The organism is Burkholderia sp. MS389, assembly GCF_016899425.1.
Classification (GTDB): domain Bacteria; phylum Pseudomonadota; class Gammaproteobacteria; order Burkholderiales; family Burkholderiaceae; genus Burkholderia; species Burkholderia sola.
This window is the reverse complement of record NZ_CP045994.1, coordinates 2,407,778-2,422,540: the sequence shown is the minus strand read 5'-3', so window position 1 is coordinate 2,422,540 and position 14,763 is coordinate 2,407,778. Positions and strand designations below refer to the sequence as shown.

The 14,763-nt window shown below is 68.2% G+C and carries 11 protein-coding genes; 8 read left to right on the top strand and 3 right to left on the bottom strand.

What is annotated here, in order from left to right; translation table 11 throughout:
- Positions 1-8: 8 nt before the first annotated feature.
- The 3 genes from prfB to GJG85_RS11240 form a co-directional block, all read right to left on the bottom strand.
- A protein-coding gene (gene prfB / locus GJG85_RS11250; protein ID WP_102961735.1) for a peptide chain release factor 2 occupies positions 9-1,113 on the bottom strand; the annotation gives its coding sequence in 2 pieces (ribosomal slippage) (positions 9-1,031 and positions 1,033-1,113; 1,104 coding nt in all).
- A 148-nt stretch (positions 1,114-1,261) separates the two neighbouring features.
- Positions 1,262-2,959: a single-stranded-DNA-specific exonuclease RecJ gene (recJ, locus tag GJG85_RS11245; RefSeq protein WP_050012999.1), complete on the bottom strand. Its 1,698-nt coding sequence runs from the start codon at positions 2,957-2,959 to the stop codon at positions 1,262-1,264.
- A gap of 13 nt (positions 2,960-2,972) precedes the next feature.
- Positions 2,973-4,049, bottom strand: coding sequence for a hypothetical protein (locus GJG85_RS11240; RefSeq protein WP_050012998.1), 1,077 nt, complete (start codon positions 4,047-4,049; stop codon positions 2,973-2,975).
- A gap of 150 nt (positions 4,050-4,199) precedes the next feature.
- Between GJG85_RS11240 and GJG85_RS11235 the strand changes: the two genes are divergently transcribed.
- The 8 genes from GJG85_RS11235 to eno all read left to right on the top strand — a co-directional run bounded on the left by GJG85_RS11235 (position 4,200) and on the right by eno (position 14,734).
- Entirely contained in the window at positions 4,200-5,453 is a 1,254-nt protein-coding gene (locus GJG85_RS11235) for a lipoprotein-releasing ABC transporter permease subunit (RefSeq protein ID WP_006478398.1), read from the top strand.
- Positions 5,446-6,207 carry a lipoprotein-releasing ABC transporter ATP-binding protein LolD gene (gene lolD / locus GJG85_RS11230; protein ID WP_175806125.1) on the top strand — a complete coding sequence of 254 codons (762 nt, stop codon included), beginning with the start codon at positions 5,446-5,448 and terminating at the stop codon, positions 6,205-6,207. Before GJG85_RS11235 ends, lolD begins: the two co-directional genes overlap by 8 nt.
- Before the next feature lie 66 nt (positions 6,208-6,273).
- Positions 6,274-7,062: a TatD family hydrolase gene (locus tag GJG85_RS11225; RefSeq protein ID WP_089488592.1), complete on the top strand. Its 789-nt coding sequence runs from the start codon at positions 6,274-6,276 to the stop codon at positions 7,060-7,062.
- Positions 7,063-7,117: 55 nt separating this feature from the next.
- Positions 7,118-9,604: a DNA internalization-related competence protein ComEC/Rec2 gene (locus GJG85_RS11220; RefSeq protein WP_204383315.1), complete on the top strand. Its 2,487-nt coding sequence runs from the start codon at positions 7,118-7,120 to the stop codon at positions 9,602-9,604.
- A 194-nt stretch (positions 9,605-9,798) separates the two neighbouring features.
- Positions 9,799-10,644, top strand: a complete 846-nt coding sequence (locus GJG85_RS11215; RefSeq protein WP_050012995.1) for an alpha/beta hydrolase — start codon at positions 9,799-9,801, stop codon at positions 10,642-10,644.
- A 190-nt stretch (positions 10,645-10,834) separates the two neighbouring features.
- Positions 10,835-12,493, top strand: coding sequence for a CTP synthase (locus GJG85_RS11210; protein WP_050012994.1), 1,659 nt, complete (start codon positions 10,835-10,837; stop codon positions 12,491-12,493).
- Complete coding sequence (kdsA, locus tag GJG85_RS11205; RefSeq protein ID WP_050012993.1) at positions 12,490-13,344, top strand: 3-deoxy-8-phosphooctulonate synthase; 855 nt, start codon at positions 12,490-12,492, stop codon at positions 13,342-13,344. Before GJG85_RS11210 ends, kdsA begins: the two co-directional genes overlap by 4 nt.
- 106 nt (positions 13,345-13,450) lie before the next feature.
- A complete protein-coding gene (gene eno / locus GJG85_RS11200; RefSeq protein ID WP_006478406.1) occupies positions 13,451-14,734 on the top strand; it encodes a phosphopyruvate hydratase in 1,284 nt (427 codons plus the stop codon).
- The last annotated feature ends 29 nt before the right edge of the window (positions 14,735-14,763 follow it).

The following is a 14,763-nucleotide window of genomic DNA, read 5'->3' as shown; positions in this document are numbered from 1 at the left end:
CGCGGCGCTTACACGCCCTGTTTGAGGCTCGCGCTGATGAAGTCGTCGAGGTCGCCGTCGAGCACCGCCCGCGTGTTGCTCATTTCGACGTTCGTGCGCAGGTCCTTCACGCGGCTCTGGTCGAGCACGTACGAGCGGATCTGGTGGCCCCAGCCCACATCGGTCTTGCTCGATTCGAGCTTGTCCTGCTCGGCCTGGCGCTTGCGCATTTCGACTTCGTACAGGCGCGACTTCAGCATCGCCATTGCTTCGGCGCGGTTGCGGTGCTGCGAGCGGTCGTTCTGGCACTGCACGACGATGCCGGTCGGCATGTGCGTGATCCGTACCGCGGAGTCGGTCTTGTTGATGTGCTGACCGCCCGCGCCCGACGCGCGGTACGTGTCGATGCGCAGGTCGGCCGGGTTGATCTCGACTTCGATCGAATCGTCGATTTCCGGATAGACGAACACCGACGAGAACGACGTATGGCGACCGCCCGACGAGTCGAACGGCGACTTGCGCACGAGACGGTGGATGCCCGTTTCGGTGCGCAGGAAGCCGTATGCGTATTCGCCCGTGACCTTGACCGTCGCGTTCTTGATGCCGGCGACGTCGCCGTCGGACTCTTCGAGCACCTCGGCCTTGAAGCCCTTGCGTTCGCAGTAGCGCAGGTACTGGCGCAGCAGCATCGACGCCCAGTCGCATGCCTCGGTGCCGCCGGCGCCGGCCTGGATGTCGATGAAGCAGTTGTTCGGATCGGCCGGGTTCGAGAACATCCGGCGGAACTCGATGTCGCCGACGCGCGCCTCGAGCTTCGCGGCGTCGTCTTCGGACGCGAGAAGGGTGTCCTCGTCGCCTTCCTCGCGCGCCAGCTCGAACAGGTCGAGCGCATCGCGCAGGTCGCTATCGAGCGCGGTGAGCGTCGTGACGACGCCTTCGAGCAGCTTTTTCTCGCGACCGAGCGCCTGGGCGTTCTTCGAGTCGTTCCAGACGTTCGGGTCTTCGAGTTCCTTGTTGACTTCGGTCAGACGCGCAGCTTTGGCGTCGTAGTCAAAGATACCCCCGAAGCTCGCCCGCGCGGTTGCGCAGGTCGAGCAGGGAGCTTTCGATCGCGTTGAGACGTTCCGCTTCCATGATCGTTCGCTATTCTTGCTTCGTAAAAAAGCGGAATTATAGCCGATCGGCGGGCTTGCCCGGTGACGCAAACGGTGCCAGCACGCGTGTTGACGGCCCATCCGGCGCGGCGCGCGCGCGGCGGCGCGTCGCGGGCCGGGTGCGATGCTCAGCCGGCCGCGTGTTCGACGATCAGCTGGACGCGCGTGACGCCGTTCCACGTATCGGCGACGAGCCGGTACGCGACCAGCGCACTCGCCGGCAGCGGCTCGGTGTGGTTGAACCAGATCGCGTTGAAGCGCTGGCGGCCGCGCGCCAGCTGCAGCTTCAGGTGCTTTTCCTTCACGAGCGACTGCGACACGACGTCGAATTCGCCCGAGAAAAGCGGGGCCGGAAACCCTTGCCCCCACACGGCCTCGTCGAGCAGGCCGACGAACTGCGGCGTGAAGTACGCGTCCTCGAGCTCGCCGTCGGTCTCGATCACGCGGGCGAGTGCGTCGTCGGACAGCCATTCGCGCGCGACGGCCTCGAACGCGGCCGCGAAGCGCGGCACGTTATCGGTGTCGAGCGTGAGGCCGGCCGCCATCGCGTGGCCGCCGAACGCGACGATCAGGTCCGGTTCGCGTTTCGACACGAGGTCGAGCGCGTCGCGCAGATGGAAGCCGGCGATCGACCGGCCCGATCCCTTGACCCGTTTGCCTTCGTCGTCGGCGTGCGCGAACGTGAACGACGGACGGTGGAACTTTTCCTTGAGCCGGCCGGCGACGATGCCGATCACGCCCTGGTGCCACTCGGGATTGAACAGCGTGATCGTGCACGCGTCGGCCGGATCGACGTCGGCGAGATCGGCGAGCGCCTGCTGCTGCATGCCGGCTTCGATTTCGCGGCGTTCGCGGTTCATCACGTCGAGTTGCTGCGCGAGATCCCACGCGCGGCCGATGTCGTCGGTGATCAGGCATTCGATGCCGAGCGACATGTCGGATAGCCGCCCGGCCGCGTTCAGGCGCGGGCCGAGGCCGAAGCCGAGGTCGAAGCCCGACGCGGTGCGCGCTTCGCGCGCGGCGGCGCGGAACAGCGCGGCGATGCCCGGCTGCATGCGGCCGTTGCGGATGCGCTGCAGCCCCTGCGCGACGAGCACGCGGTTGTTGCCGTCGAGCCGTACGACGTCGGCGACGGTGCCGAGCGCGACGAGGTCGAGCAGGCCGTCGAGCCGCGGCTCGGCTTCCTTGCTCGCGAACGCGCCGCGGCGACGCAGCTCGGCGCGCAGCGCGAGCAACACGTAGAACATCACGCCGACGCCGGCGAGGTGCTTGCTCGGAAACGCGCAGCCGGGCTGGTTCGGGTTGACGATCGCGCGCGCGGCGGGAAGCGCGTCGCCGGGCAGGTGGTGGTCGGTCACGAGCACGTCGATGCCGCGCGCGTTCGCGGCTTCGACGCCGGCGACGCTCGCGATCCCGTTGTCGACGGTGATCAGCAGGTCGGGCTTGCGCGCAGCCGCGAGCTCGACGATCTCGGGCGTGAGGCCGTAGCCGTATTCGAAGCGGTTCGGCACCAGGTAGTCGATCTGCGCGCCGAACATCCGCAGGCCGCGCACCGCGACCGCGCAGGCGGTCGCGCCGTCGCAGTCGTAGTCGGCGACGACGAGCAGGCGCCGCTGGTCGGCGATCGCGTCGGCGAGCAGCACCGCCGCATCGGCGCAGCCTTTCAGCTCGGTGGGCGGAACGAGGCGCGCGAGCGCGGTCTCGATGTCGACGGGCGACTGCACGCCGCGCGACGCGTACAGGCGCGCGAGGACGGGGTGCAGTCCGTGGCGCGCGAGCGCTTCGGCGTCGGCGGGCGCGACGGGGCGGGTAACGATCCGGGTCATTCGGGTTGGCTTGTTATTCGAACAGGGAGGCAAGCGCGCGGCGGCGCCAGAACTTGCGCAGGTCGCCGCGCGTCGCGTGCAGCGTCACGGAGCCCGTGTCGCCGCACAGCGTGACGTCGACGCTCGCCAGCTCGCCGTTCCGCAGCGCGGCGAGCGCGGGCGCGAACCAGTCGCGCTCCAGCGCGGCGAGGCCGTCGTGCCAGCGCGCCCAGTCCTGCTCGATGAACGGCGTGGTCAGCGTCGGCAGCTCGACGAGCGTCGCGCCATCGGCGGCGGGCAGCGCGCCGAACGTCGCGGGCAGGCCGTCGGCTTCGGCGTGCGCGGCGCGTGCGAGGCCGAGCGCGGCCGGCGACGCGGACAGCACGCGCGCGAACGGCTTGCCGACCGGCTTCAGCGTGCCCTGCGCATGGAACCAGACCGAATTGACGGCGGGCAGCCCACGCGCCTCGCGGGCTTCGTTCACCGGGTGCTGGAACCACGCCATCTGCACTTCGTTCTGCAGTTTCATCCACATCCGCGAGCGCTCGCCCGTATGCGCCTCGTGCGGCAGCCAGATCTCGATGTTGCGGCCGCTGGCGCGCAGCGGCGCGGCGCCGGCAAGGCGCGCGAGCTGGTCGCTCGACAGGTACCAGCGCGCCGGGTTCGGCGCTTCGAGCCGCACGCCGAGCTCCTCGATCAGCGGCCGCGCGACCGCGAGCAGCGCGGCCGCGTCGCCGTCGTCGAGCGCCAGCGAAGCCGGATCGACGAGTACCAGGTGATCGTGCGCGATTTCGACGTGCACGGGCTCGACGCACGCCCATGCCTGGGTGCCGGGATCGCCGCCGTCGGCCAGCAGCATGTAGGGCGCGAGCGGCGCCTCGTCGGCGGCGTTGCCCTGCGTGGCGCCGAAGCGGCTTGCCAGCCAGCGCTCGTGCGGCAGCGTGCGCTGGAAGTCCTCGCCGGCCACACGCTCGACGAGAGTCGCGCGGGCGAGCAACTTTTGGAGCGCGGGGCTGTCCAGCGTGTGCAGGGACGAGGCCGCGTCGGCCGCCGACGGCAGCGCGAACGGAACGAGAAAATGGAGGCGTCGGTCGTGCATGATGGTGCGCATTGTATGGCAAACTGCGCGCGTGATCGGGCCGGCTGACGGCCCGTTCGCGTCCGGCGGCCGTTTTTTCGACCGTGCCCGGGCTGCCGGCCGCCACCCGGCGGCGGTCCGGCCGCGGCGTGCCTCCCGCCGTAACCAGCAGAAAGGATTCGCTTGAAACTTCCGTACGAATGGCAGATCGGCTGGCGCTACACGCGCGCCGGCAAACGCACGACCGGCAACGGCTTCATTTCCTTCATCGCGCTCGTATCGATGCTCGGGATCGCGCTCGGCGTCGCGGCGCTGATCGTCGTGCTGTCGGTGATGAACGGCTTCCAGAAGGAAGTACGCGACCGCATGCTGTCGGTGCTCGCGCACGTCGAGGTGTTCTCGCCGACGGGATCGATGCCCGACTGGCAACTGACCGCGCAGGAAGCGCGCCGCAATCCGTCAGTGATCGGCGCCGCGCCGTACGTCGACGCGCAGGCGCTGCTCACGCGCCAGGACGCGGTGAGCGGCGTGATGCTGCGCGGCGTCGAGCCGTCGCTCGAGCCGCAGGTGTCCGACATCGGCAAGGACATGAAGGCCGGGCAGCTCGGCGCGCTCGTGCCGGGCCAGTTCGGCATCGTGCTCGGCGACGCGCTCGCCGGCAATCTCGGCGTGACGGTCGGCGACAAGGTCACGCTCGTCGCGCCCGAAGGCTCGATCACGCCGGCCGGCATGATGCCGCGCCTGAAGCAGTTCACCGTGGTCGGCGTGTTCGAATCGGGCCACTACGAATACGACAGCACGCTCGCGATGATCAACATCCGCGACGCCGAGGCGCTGTTCCGGATGAACGCGCCGACCGGCGTGCGGCTGCGGCTCACCGACATGCAGAAGGCGCCGCAGGTCGCGGTCGAGCTGTCGCATACGCTGTCGGGCAGCTTGTACATCCGCGACTGGACCCAGCAGAACAAGACGTGGTTCTCGGCCGTGCAGATCGAGAAGCGGATGATGTTCATCATCCTCACGCTGATCATCGCGGTGGCCGCGTTCAACCTCGTGTCGTCGCTCGTGATGACGGTGACCAACAAGCAGGCCGACATCGCGATCCTGCGCACGCTCGGCGCGCAGCCGGGGTCGATCATGAAGATCTTCGTCGTGCAGGGCGTGACGATCGGTTTCGTCGGCACCGCGTCCGGCGTCGCGCTCGGCTGCCTGATCGCGTGGAGCATCCCGTGGCTGATCCCGATGATCGAGCACCTGTTCGGCGTGCAGTTCCTGCCGCCGTCGGTGTACTTCATCAGCGAGCTGCCGTCCGAACTGGTCGCGAGCGACGTGATCCGGATCGGGCTGATCGCATTCGCGCTGTCGGCCGTCGCGACGCTCTATCCAAGCTGGCGCGGCGCGAAGGTGAAGCCGGCGGAGGCGCTCCGCTATGAATGACCGCGCGGCCGCATTCGCGGATTCACGACAACAACACAACAGACAGGATTCGGCAGGTATGCAGGAATACGTGCTTCAGGCGCGCGGGATCACGAAGGCGTTCGTGCAGGGCGGCTTCAACGTGCAGGTGCTCAACAACACCGAGCTGACGGTGCGGCGCGGCGAGAAGCTCGCGGTCGTCGGCGCGTCGGGCTCCGGCAAGAGCACGCTGCTGCACGTGCTGGGCGGGCTCGACGAACCGAGCGCCGGCGAAGTGTCGCTGCTCGGCAAGCCGTTTACGCAACTCGCCGAGCGCGAGCGCAACGAGCTGCGCAACCGCGCGCTCGGCTTCGTCTACCAGTTCCACCACCTGCTGCCCGAGTTTACGGCGCTCGACAACGTCGCGATGCCGCTGCGCATCCGCCGGATGACGACCGAGGACGCGCGCGCGCAGGCACAGGCGATGCTCGAACGCGTCGGTCTCGGCCCGCGTGCGAAGCACCGGCCGGGCGAACTGTCGGGCGGCGAACGGCAGCGCGTCGCGATCGCGCGCGCGCTGGTCACGAAGCCCGCGTGCGTGCTCGCCGACGAGCCGACCGGCAACCTCGACGGCACGACGGCCGACACGGTGTTCAACCTGATGCTCGAACTGTCCGAGACGCTCGAAACGAGTTTCGTGATTGTTACGCACGACCCCGATCTCGCCGCGCGCTGCGACCGCATCATGCGGCTGCGCGACGGGGTGCTGCACGAGGAGCCGGCGCTGCCGGTGTAAAAAAGCCACGCCGTTGGCCGGCCGCCGGTTCGTCGCGGCACGGCGCAACGGCGCAGGACCGCTGACATGTGGATCGACACGCACTGCCATCTCGATGCCGCCGAGTTCGACGCCGACCGCGACGCGGTCGCGCAGGTTGCGCGCGCGGCCGGCGTGTCGCGCATCGTGATCCCGAGCATCGGGCGCGACAACTTCACGACGGTGCGCGAACTCGCGCAGCGCACGCCGGGCGCGGCCTATGCGCTCGGCATCCATCCGATGTATACGCCGCAGGCGCGCGACGCCGATCTCGACAGGCTGCGCATGGAGATCGAGGCGAGCCTCGACGATCCGCGTTTCGTCGCGATCGGCGAGATCGGGCTCGACTATTTCGTGCCGGGGCTCGACGAAGACCGGCAGCAGTTCTTCTACCAGGGTCAGCTCCAGTTGGCGCGGGAATTCGACCTGCCGGTGCTGTGCCACGTGCGCAAGTCGCAGGACCGCGTGCTGGCCGGGCTGCGCCGTTTCGGCGTGCGGCGCGGCATCGCGCATGCGTTCAACGGCAGTTTTCAGCAGGCCGAAGCGTATCTGGCGCAGGGGCTGCATCTCGGCTTCGGCGGCAACGTGACCTTCACGCGCGCGCGACAGATCCGCCGGCTCGCCACCGAGTTGCCGCTCGACGCGCTCGTCGTCGAAACCGACGCGCCCGACATCGCGCCCGAATGGGCATACAAATCCCGCAACACGCCCGACCAGGTGCCGCGCATCGGCGGCGTGCTCGCCGAATTGCGCGGGCTGGATACTGGCGAACTGGCCGTATGCACTTCGGCTAACGCGCTCGCCGCGCTGCCGCGACTCGCCCTTTCGTCCGCATAATCGTTGCCGGAAGGCGCCGCATTGGCAGGGGGCGCCGGGTCGACGAGGAGGCGGAATGCGCGTGGGGTGGATCGCGTTCGCACTCGGCGTCGTCGTGCTGCAGCGGCAGGCGGCGTTGCCCGGGGCGATCGCATGGACGATCGGAGCAGCCGTGCTCGCGGGCTGCGCGGCGCTGGGCGCATGGTGCGTGCGTCGACGGCGCACGCGCGCGGTCCTGGTATGTGGATGGATGCTGTGCGCGGTCGCGACCTGCGTCGCGGGGTTCGGCTATGCGGCCGCGCGCGCCGAATGGCGGCTGCGCGACAGCCTGCCTGTCGAATGGGAAGGGCGCGACATCGTCGTCACGGGCGTGATCCGTGGGTTGCCCGTTGTTGACGAAACAGGCGCGCGGCTGCTGTTGGCGGTCGAGTCGAACGATGCGGGGCTCACCCGTTTCCCGCCATTGATCCGTCTGTCGTGGCGCGCGTATGGCGCATCCGCGACACGCGAAACGCTGCCCGATTTGCGTGCGGCCCAGCGCTGGCGTTTCGTCGTGCGTCTCAAGCGTCCGCACACCGAGGCCAATCCCGGCGTGCGCGACAGCGAGGCGGCGTGGCTGGCCGCCGGCATTCGTGCGATCGGCTATGTCAGTGCGCCGCGTCGAGCAGTATTGCTCGATGCGCGCGCATCGGGATGGCGCGCATCGATCGACCGGGTGCGCGACACACTGCGCGCACGCATCGGCGCGGTGCTCGGTGCCGATGCGGCGCACCGCGGCATCGTCGCGGCGCTGGCGATCGGCGACCAGTCGGGCATTGGCGACGACGACTGGCGCGTCCTGCGCAACACGGGCACGAGCCACCTGGTCGCGATTTCCGGTCTCCATGTCGGGCTGGTCGGCGCGATCGCCGGCTGGCTCGTGTCGATGGTGTGGCGCCGCGTGCGCTGGCGCACGCGGGCCGCGACGCTCGTGTTGCCGGCGCCGTACGCGGCCGCGCTTGCCGCGCTGGTTGCTGCCGCGGGCTACGCCGCGCTCGCCGGCTTCAACGTGCCGGCACAGCGCGCGTGGTGGATGATCGCGGGCGGCGGCGTCGCGTATCTGGCCGGCCGCAGCGTGCCGACGTCCGCGGTGCTGTGCGCGGCGCTCGGCGGCGTGCTGCTCGCCGATCCGTGGGCCGTACTGTCGGCCGGATTCTGGCTGTCGTTCGGCGCGGTCGCCGTGATCCTGCTGGCCGTCGCCGGCTGGCGCGCGGTGCGCGAGCTCGACGATGTGGATGAAGCGGGCGCGGAAAGCCGCACGGCCGGCTTGCGGAGGAGGTTGCGCGGGTGGGCGACGCGCTGCCGGCGCCGCATCGCCGAGGCGACGCGCGTGCAGTACGCGGTGACGATCGGTCTCGCGCCGCTCACCGCCGCCTGGTTCGCGCAGGTCTCCCTGTCGGGTCCGTTCGGCAATGCGTTCGCGATTCCGTGGGTCAGCTCGGTCGTGACGCCGGTCGTGCTGGCCGGCATCGCGTTGCCGTCGCCGCTCGATGCGGCGGCCTTTCGGCTTGCGCATGCGGCGCTCGCGCCGATGATGACGCTGCTCGGTCATCTGGCGGACTGGCCGGCCGGCGTGTTCTGGCTGCGCATGCCCGACTGGCCGGTGCTGGCACTCGCCTGCGTGGGTGTCGCGTGGGCGCTGATGCCGCGCGGCTGGCCGTTGCGCTGGGCGGCGCCGCTGACGTGGCTGCCGCTCGTCGCGCCGGCGCCCGATGCGCCGCCGCCGGGCGGCTTTCGGCTGACCGTGCTCGACGTCGGGCAAGGCGCGGCGGTGCTGGTCGAAACCGCGCGCCGGACGTTGCTGTTCGATGCGGGGCCGGGCGCGGAGTCGTCCCACGCCGGTACGCGGATCGTCGCGCCGGCGTTGCGCGCGCGCGGCATCGCGACGATCGACTCGCTCGTGCTCAGTCATGCGGATGCCGATCATGCGGGCGGCGCGCCGGCCGTCTATGCGGCCGCCGACGTGCGCCAGCTGCTGGCCGGTATTGCGCCGCGCCACCGGCTGTGGCGCGATGCGCAGGCGGCCGGCGTGGCTGATCGGCTGCCATGCGCGGCGGGGCAGCGGTGGACCTGGGACGGTGTCGTCTTCACGATGCTGTGGCCACCCGGCGGGGTGGGCACGGGTTCGTCGAACGGACAATCGTGCGTGCTGCGCATCGATGCGGGCGGCACGTCGGCACTGCTGACGGGCGACATCGAGGCCGCCGCCGAGCGCCGGCTGGTGGCCGATGCGCGCGACGCGCTGGCCGCGCAGATCCTGGTCGTTCCGCACCACGGCAGCCGTACGTCGTCGATCGAGCCTTTCCTCGATTCGGTCGGGCCGCGCGTCGCGGCTTTTCCTGTAGGCTATCGCAATCGCTTCGGGCATCCGCACCGGACGGTCCTCGCCCGCTACGAGGCGCGCGGGATTCCGCTGCCGCGCACCGATCGCGACGGCGCCGTGCGGTTCGACGTCGCGCCGGCCGGCGGGTTCGCATGTGCGCGCTATCGCGACGAACAGCGCCGGTACTGGATGGACCGGTGAGCGCGGCGAAGGCTGGTGTATCGGACGGAAAATCCGGGGCCGGCGTACCGTGCCGAAGCACGGTTCCGACATACATAAATATGAAGGATGGGGCTGGCGTAAGCGCTGAAGCGCTAACTCCCGCCGACCGCGAAGCATGGGACGAGAGTAAGCGCTAAAGCGCTAACTCTCGTCGACAAAGGAGACATCGTCGTTTGAAGGACATCCTCCACTTCTCGCATGCGAATGGCTTTCCGGCGTCGACGTACCGGACGATCTTCGCCGAACTGGCCGACGACTACGAGCTGCGCTACATCGAACGGATCGGCCACGATCGCCGCTACCCGGTGACGCGCGACTGGCCGCATCTCGTCGAACAACTGCTCGACGATATCGGCAGCCGCTACGAGCGCCCGGTCTGGCTCGTCGGCCATTCGCTCGGCGGCTACCTGTCGCTGATGGCCGCGTTGAAGAAGCCGCAGTGGGTGCGCGGCGTCGTAATGATCGATTCTCCGATCATCGCGGGCTGGCGCGCCGGCGCGCTGCGCGCGAGCCAGTGGGCGGGGCTCGACGAGCGGCTGTCGCCGGCCGCGGCGACGCGCAACCGGCGCACGCGCTGGATGAGCCGCGACGAAGTGTGGCGGCACTTCCGCGAGAAGCCCGCGTTCGCGCGCTGGGACGAGCGGATGCTCGCCGACTATATCGACCACGGCATCCCGCAGGCCGGTGCCGACGGCGAGCGCGCGCTGGCGTTCGACCGGCAGGTCGAATACCTGATCTACCGGACGCTGCCGCACACGCTCGGCCCGCGGCTCGCGCACGGCGCGCCGGTGCCGCTCGGCTTCCTCGCCGGCACGCGCTCGCGCGAGGTGCGGCAGGTCGGGCTCGATGCGACGCGCCGCGCGACGCGCGGGCGCATCGAATGGCTCGAGGGGAGCCACCTGTTCCCGATGGAACGGCCGATCGAGACTGCTCGCGCATTGCAGCGGATGCTGAATTCGCTGAAGACGGAGGAGGGCGGCGTTTCGCAGGCCGGCGCGCCGCTCGCGAAGCGTGCCTGACGTTTCGCCGGGCGGCCGGAATGCCCGCCGGCGCATGCGCGGCGCGCCGACCGGCCGGCCGGTTCGCGCCGGCGCGCGCGATCGGCGCGGGTCCGCGCGGGCCGGCACGAAAGGGCGCGATCATCACGCCAATTGCTGAGAGAAGGGCGGGCTTTACGGTATAATCCGTTTTTCCCGCGAGCATCCAGCGATGACCAAATATGTTTTCGTCACCGGCGGCGTAGTTTCTTCCCTCGGCAAGGGTATTGCCGCCGCCTCTCTCGCCGCGATCCTCGAATCGCGCGGTCTGAAAGTCACCCTCCTCAAACTCGATCCCTACATCAACGTCGACCCCGGCACGATGAGCCCGTTCCAGCACGGCGAAGTGTTCGTGACGGAAGACGGAGCGGAGACCGACCTCGACCTCGGCCACTATGAGCGCTTCATCAGCACGAAGATGCGCAAGGCCAACAACTTCACGACCGGCCAGATCTACGAATCGGTGATCCGCAAGGAACGCCGCGGCGACTATCTCGGCAAGACCGTGCAGGTCATTCCGCACATCACGAACGAAATCCAGGCGTTCATCGAGCGCGGGGCGGCATCGGCCACCTGCGGCGAGCCGGACGTCGCGATCGTCGAGATCGGCGGCACGGTCGGCGACATCGAGTCGCTGCCGTTCCTCGAGGCCGCACGCCAGATGAGCCTGCGCCTCGGTCGCAACAGCGCGTGCTTCGTGCACCTGACGCTCGTACCGTACGTCGCGACGGCCGGCGAGCTGAAGACGAAGCCGACCCAGCACAGCGTGCAGAAGCTGCGCGAGATCGGCATCCTGCCGCACGTGCTGCTGTGCCGTGCGGATCGCCGCATCCCCGACGACGAATCGAAGAAGATCTCGATGTTCTCGAACGTGCCGGAAGACGCGGTGATCTCGGTGTGGGACGCCGACAGCATCTACAAGATTCCGCAGATGCTGCACGACCAGGGCCTCGACCGGATCATCTGCGAGGAACTGAAGCTGTCGCCGAAGGACGCCGACCTGAGCATGTGGTCGGCGCTCGTCGAGAAGCTGGAGCATCCGAAGCACGAAGTGACGATCGGCATGGTCGGCAAGTATGTCGATCTGACCGAGTCGTACAAGTCGCTGATCGAAGCGCTGCGTCACGCGTCGATCCACACGTCGACCAAGGTCAACATCGAGTACATCGACTCGGAAGAGCTCGAGGCGAACGGTGTCGACAGCCTGAAGCATCTCGACGCCGTGCTGGTGCCGGGCGGTTTCGGCCGTCGCGGCACGGAAGGCAAGATCGCCGCGGTTCGCTATGCGCGCGAGTCGAAGGTGCCGTATCTCGGCATCTGCCTCGGCATGCAGCTCGCGGTGATCGAATTCGCGCGCGACGTCGTCGGCCTGAAGCAGGCGAACAGCACGGAATTCGATCCGGACACGCCGGAGCGCGTGGTCGCGCTGATCACCGAATGGTACGACCGCGAAGGCAAGGTCGAGACGCGCACCGAGGAATCCGACCTCGGCGGCACGATGCGCCTGGGTTCGCAGCGCTGCCCGATCAAGCCGGGCACGATGGCGGAAGAAATCTACGGCAAGGACGTGAACGAGCGCCATCGCCACCGTTATGAAGTCAATAACCGCTTCGTGCCCCAGCTCGAAGCCGGCGGCCTTATCATCAGCGCCCGTACCCCGAGCGAGGATCTGCCGGAAATGATGGAACTGCCGCGTTCGATGCACCCGTGGTTCGTCGGCGTCCAGTTCCACCCGGAATTCACGTCCACGCCGCGTGACGGTCATCCGCTGTTCAAGTCGTTCGTCGAAGCCGCGCTCGCCAACAAGCAAGCGCGCGGAGTGCAAGCATGAAGCTGTGCGATTTCGAGGTCGGTCTCGACCAGCCTTTCTTCCTGATCGCGGGTACCTGCGTCGTCGAATCGGAGCAAATGACGATCGACACGGCCGGTCGCCTGAAGGAGATCTGCGAGAAGCTGAACGTCCCGTTCATCTACAAGTCGTCCTACGACAAGGCGAACCGCAGTTCGGGCAAGTCGTTTCGCGGCCTCGGAATGGACGAGGGCCTGCGGATCCTCGGCGAGGTGAAGCGTCAGCTCGGCCTGCCGGTGCTGACCGACGTGCATTCGATCGACGAGATCGAGCAGGTCGCGTCGGTCGTCGACGTGCTGCAGACGCCGGCGTTCCTGTGCCGTCAGACCGATTTCATCCATGCGTGCGCGCGCTCGGGCAAGCCCGTCAACATCAAGAAGGGCCAGTTCCTCGCGCCGCACGACATGACGAACGTGATCGACAAGGCGCGCGACGCGGCGCGTGAAGCCGGTCTGTCGGAAGACCGCTTCATGGCGTGCGAGCGCGGCGTCTCGTTCGGCTACAACAATCTCGTGTCGGACATGCGTTCGCTCGCGATCATGCGCGAGACGAACGCGCCGGTCGTGTTCGATGCGACCCACTCGGTGCAGTTGCCGGGCGGGCAGGGCACGAGCTCGGGCGGCCAGCGCGAATTCGTGCCGGTGCTCGCCCGTGCGGCGGTCGCGACGGGCGTCGCGGGCCTCTTCATGGAAACGCATCCGAATCCGGCCGAGGCGAAGTCGGACGGCCCGAACGCGGTGCCGCTGAACCGCATGGGCGCGTTGCTGGAGACCCTCGTCACGCTCGACCAGGCGGTGAAGCGCAATCCGTTCCTGGAAAACGATTTCAATTAAAGATCGAATGAACCTTGCGACGGCTTCGCGCGTCTGTAGCGAAAGCGGTTCCGGCGCGCACGCCGTTGCAGTTTGAAGAATCCATCGTCATTCTCAGAGGAAACCCATGAGTGCAATCGTAGATATCATCGGCCGCGAGATTCTGGATTCGCGCGGCAACCCCACCGTCGAATGCGACGTGCTGCTCGAATCGGGCACGATGGGCCGCGCGGCGGTGCCGTCGGGCGCGTCCACCGGCTCGCGTGAAGCGATCGAACTGCGCGACGGCGAAGCCGGCCGCTACAACGGCAAGGGCGTGCTGAAGGCGGTCGAGCACATCAACACCGAAATCTCCGAAGCCATCATGGGCCTCGACGCGTCGGAACAGGCGTTCCTCGACAAGACGCTGCTCGAGCTGGACGGCACCGACAACAAGTCGCGCCTCGGCGCGAACGCGATGCTGGCCGTGTCGATGGCCGTCGCGAAGGCCGCCGCCGAAGAGGCCGGCCTGCCGCTGTACCGCTATTTCGGCGGCTCGGGTGCGATGCAACTGCCGGTGCCGATGATGAACATCGTCAACGGCGGCGCGCACGCGAACAACAGCCTGGACATCCAGGAATTCATGATCGTCCCGGTCAGCCAGCCGACGTTCCGTGAAGCGCTGCGTTGCGGCGCGGAAGTGTTCCACGCGCTGAAGAAAATCCTGAGCGACCGCGGCATGAGCACGGCGGTCGGCGACGAAGGCGGCTTCGCACCGAACTTCGGCAGCAACGACGAGTGCCTGTCGACGATCCTGCAGGCGATCGAGAAGGCCGGCTACCGTGCGGGCGAAGACGTGCTGCTCGCGCTCGACTGCGCGGCATCCGAGTTCTACCACGACGGCAAGTACCAGCTCGCGGGCGAAGGCCTGCAACTGTCGTCGGCCGAATTCACCGACTACCTCGCGACGCTCGCCGACAAGTTCCCGATCGTGTCGATCGAGGACGGCATGCACGAAAGCGACTGGGACGGCTGGAAGCTGCTGACCGATCGCCTCGGCAAGAAGGTGCAACTGGTCGGCGACGACCTGTTCGTCACGAACACGCGCATCCTGAAGGAAGGCATCGAGAAGGGCATCGCGAACTCGATCCTCATCAAGATCAACCAGATTGGTACGCTGACCGAAACGTTCGCGGCGATCGAAATGGCGAAGCGCGCGGGTTACACGGCCGTGATCTCGCACCGCTCGGGCGAAACGGAAGATTCGACGATCGCGGACATCGCGGTCGGCCTGAACGCCGGTCAGATCAAGACGGGTTCGCTGTCGCGCAGCGATCGCATCTCGAAGTACAACCAGCTGCTGCGTATCGAGGAAGATCTCGGCGACATCGCGAGCTACCCGGGCAAATCGGCTTTCTATAACCTGCGCTAACGCGCTACTATCGGGTTCGTCATCTCGAC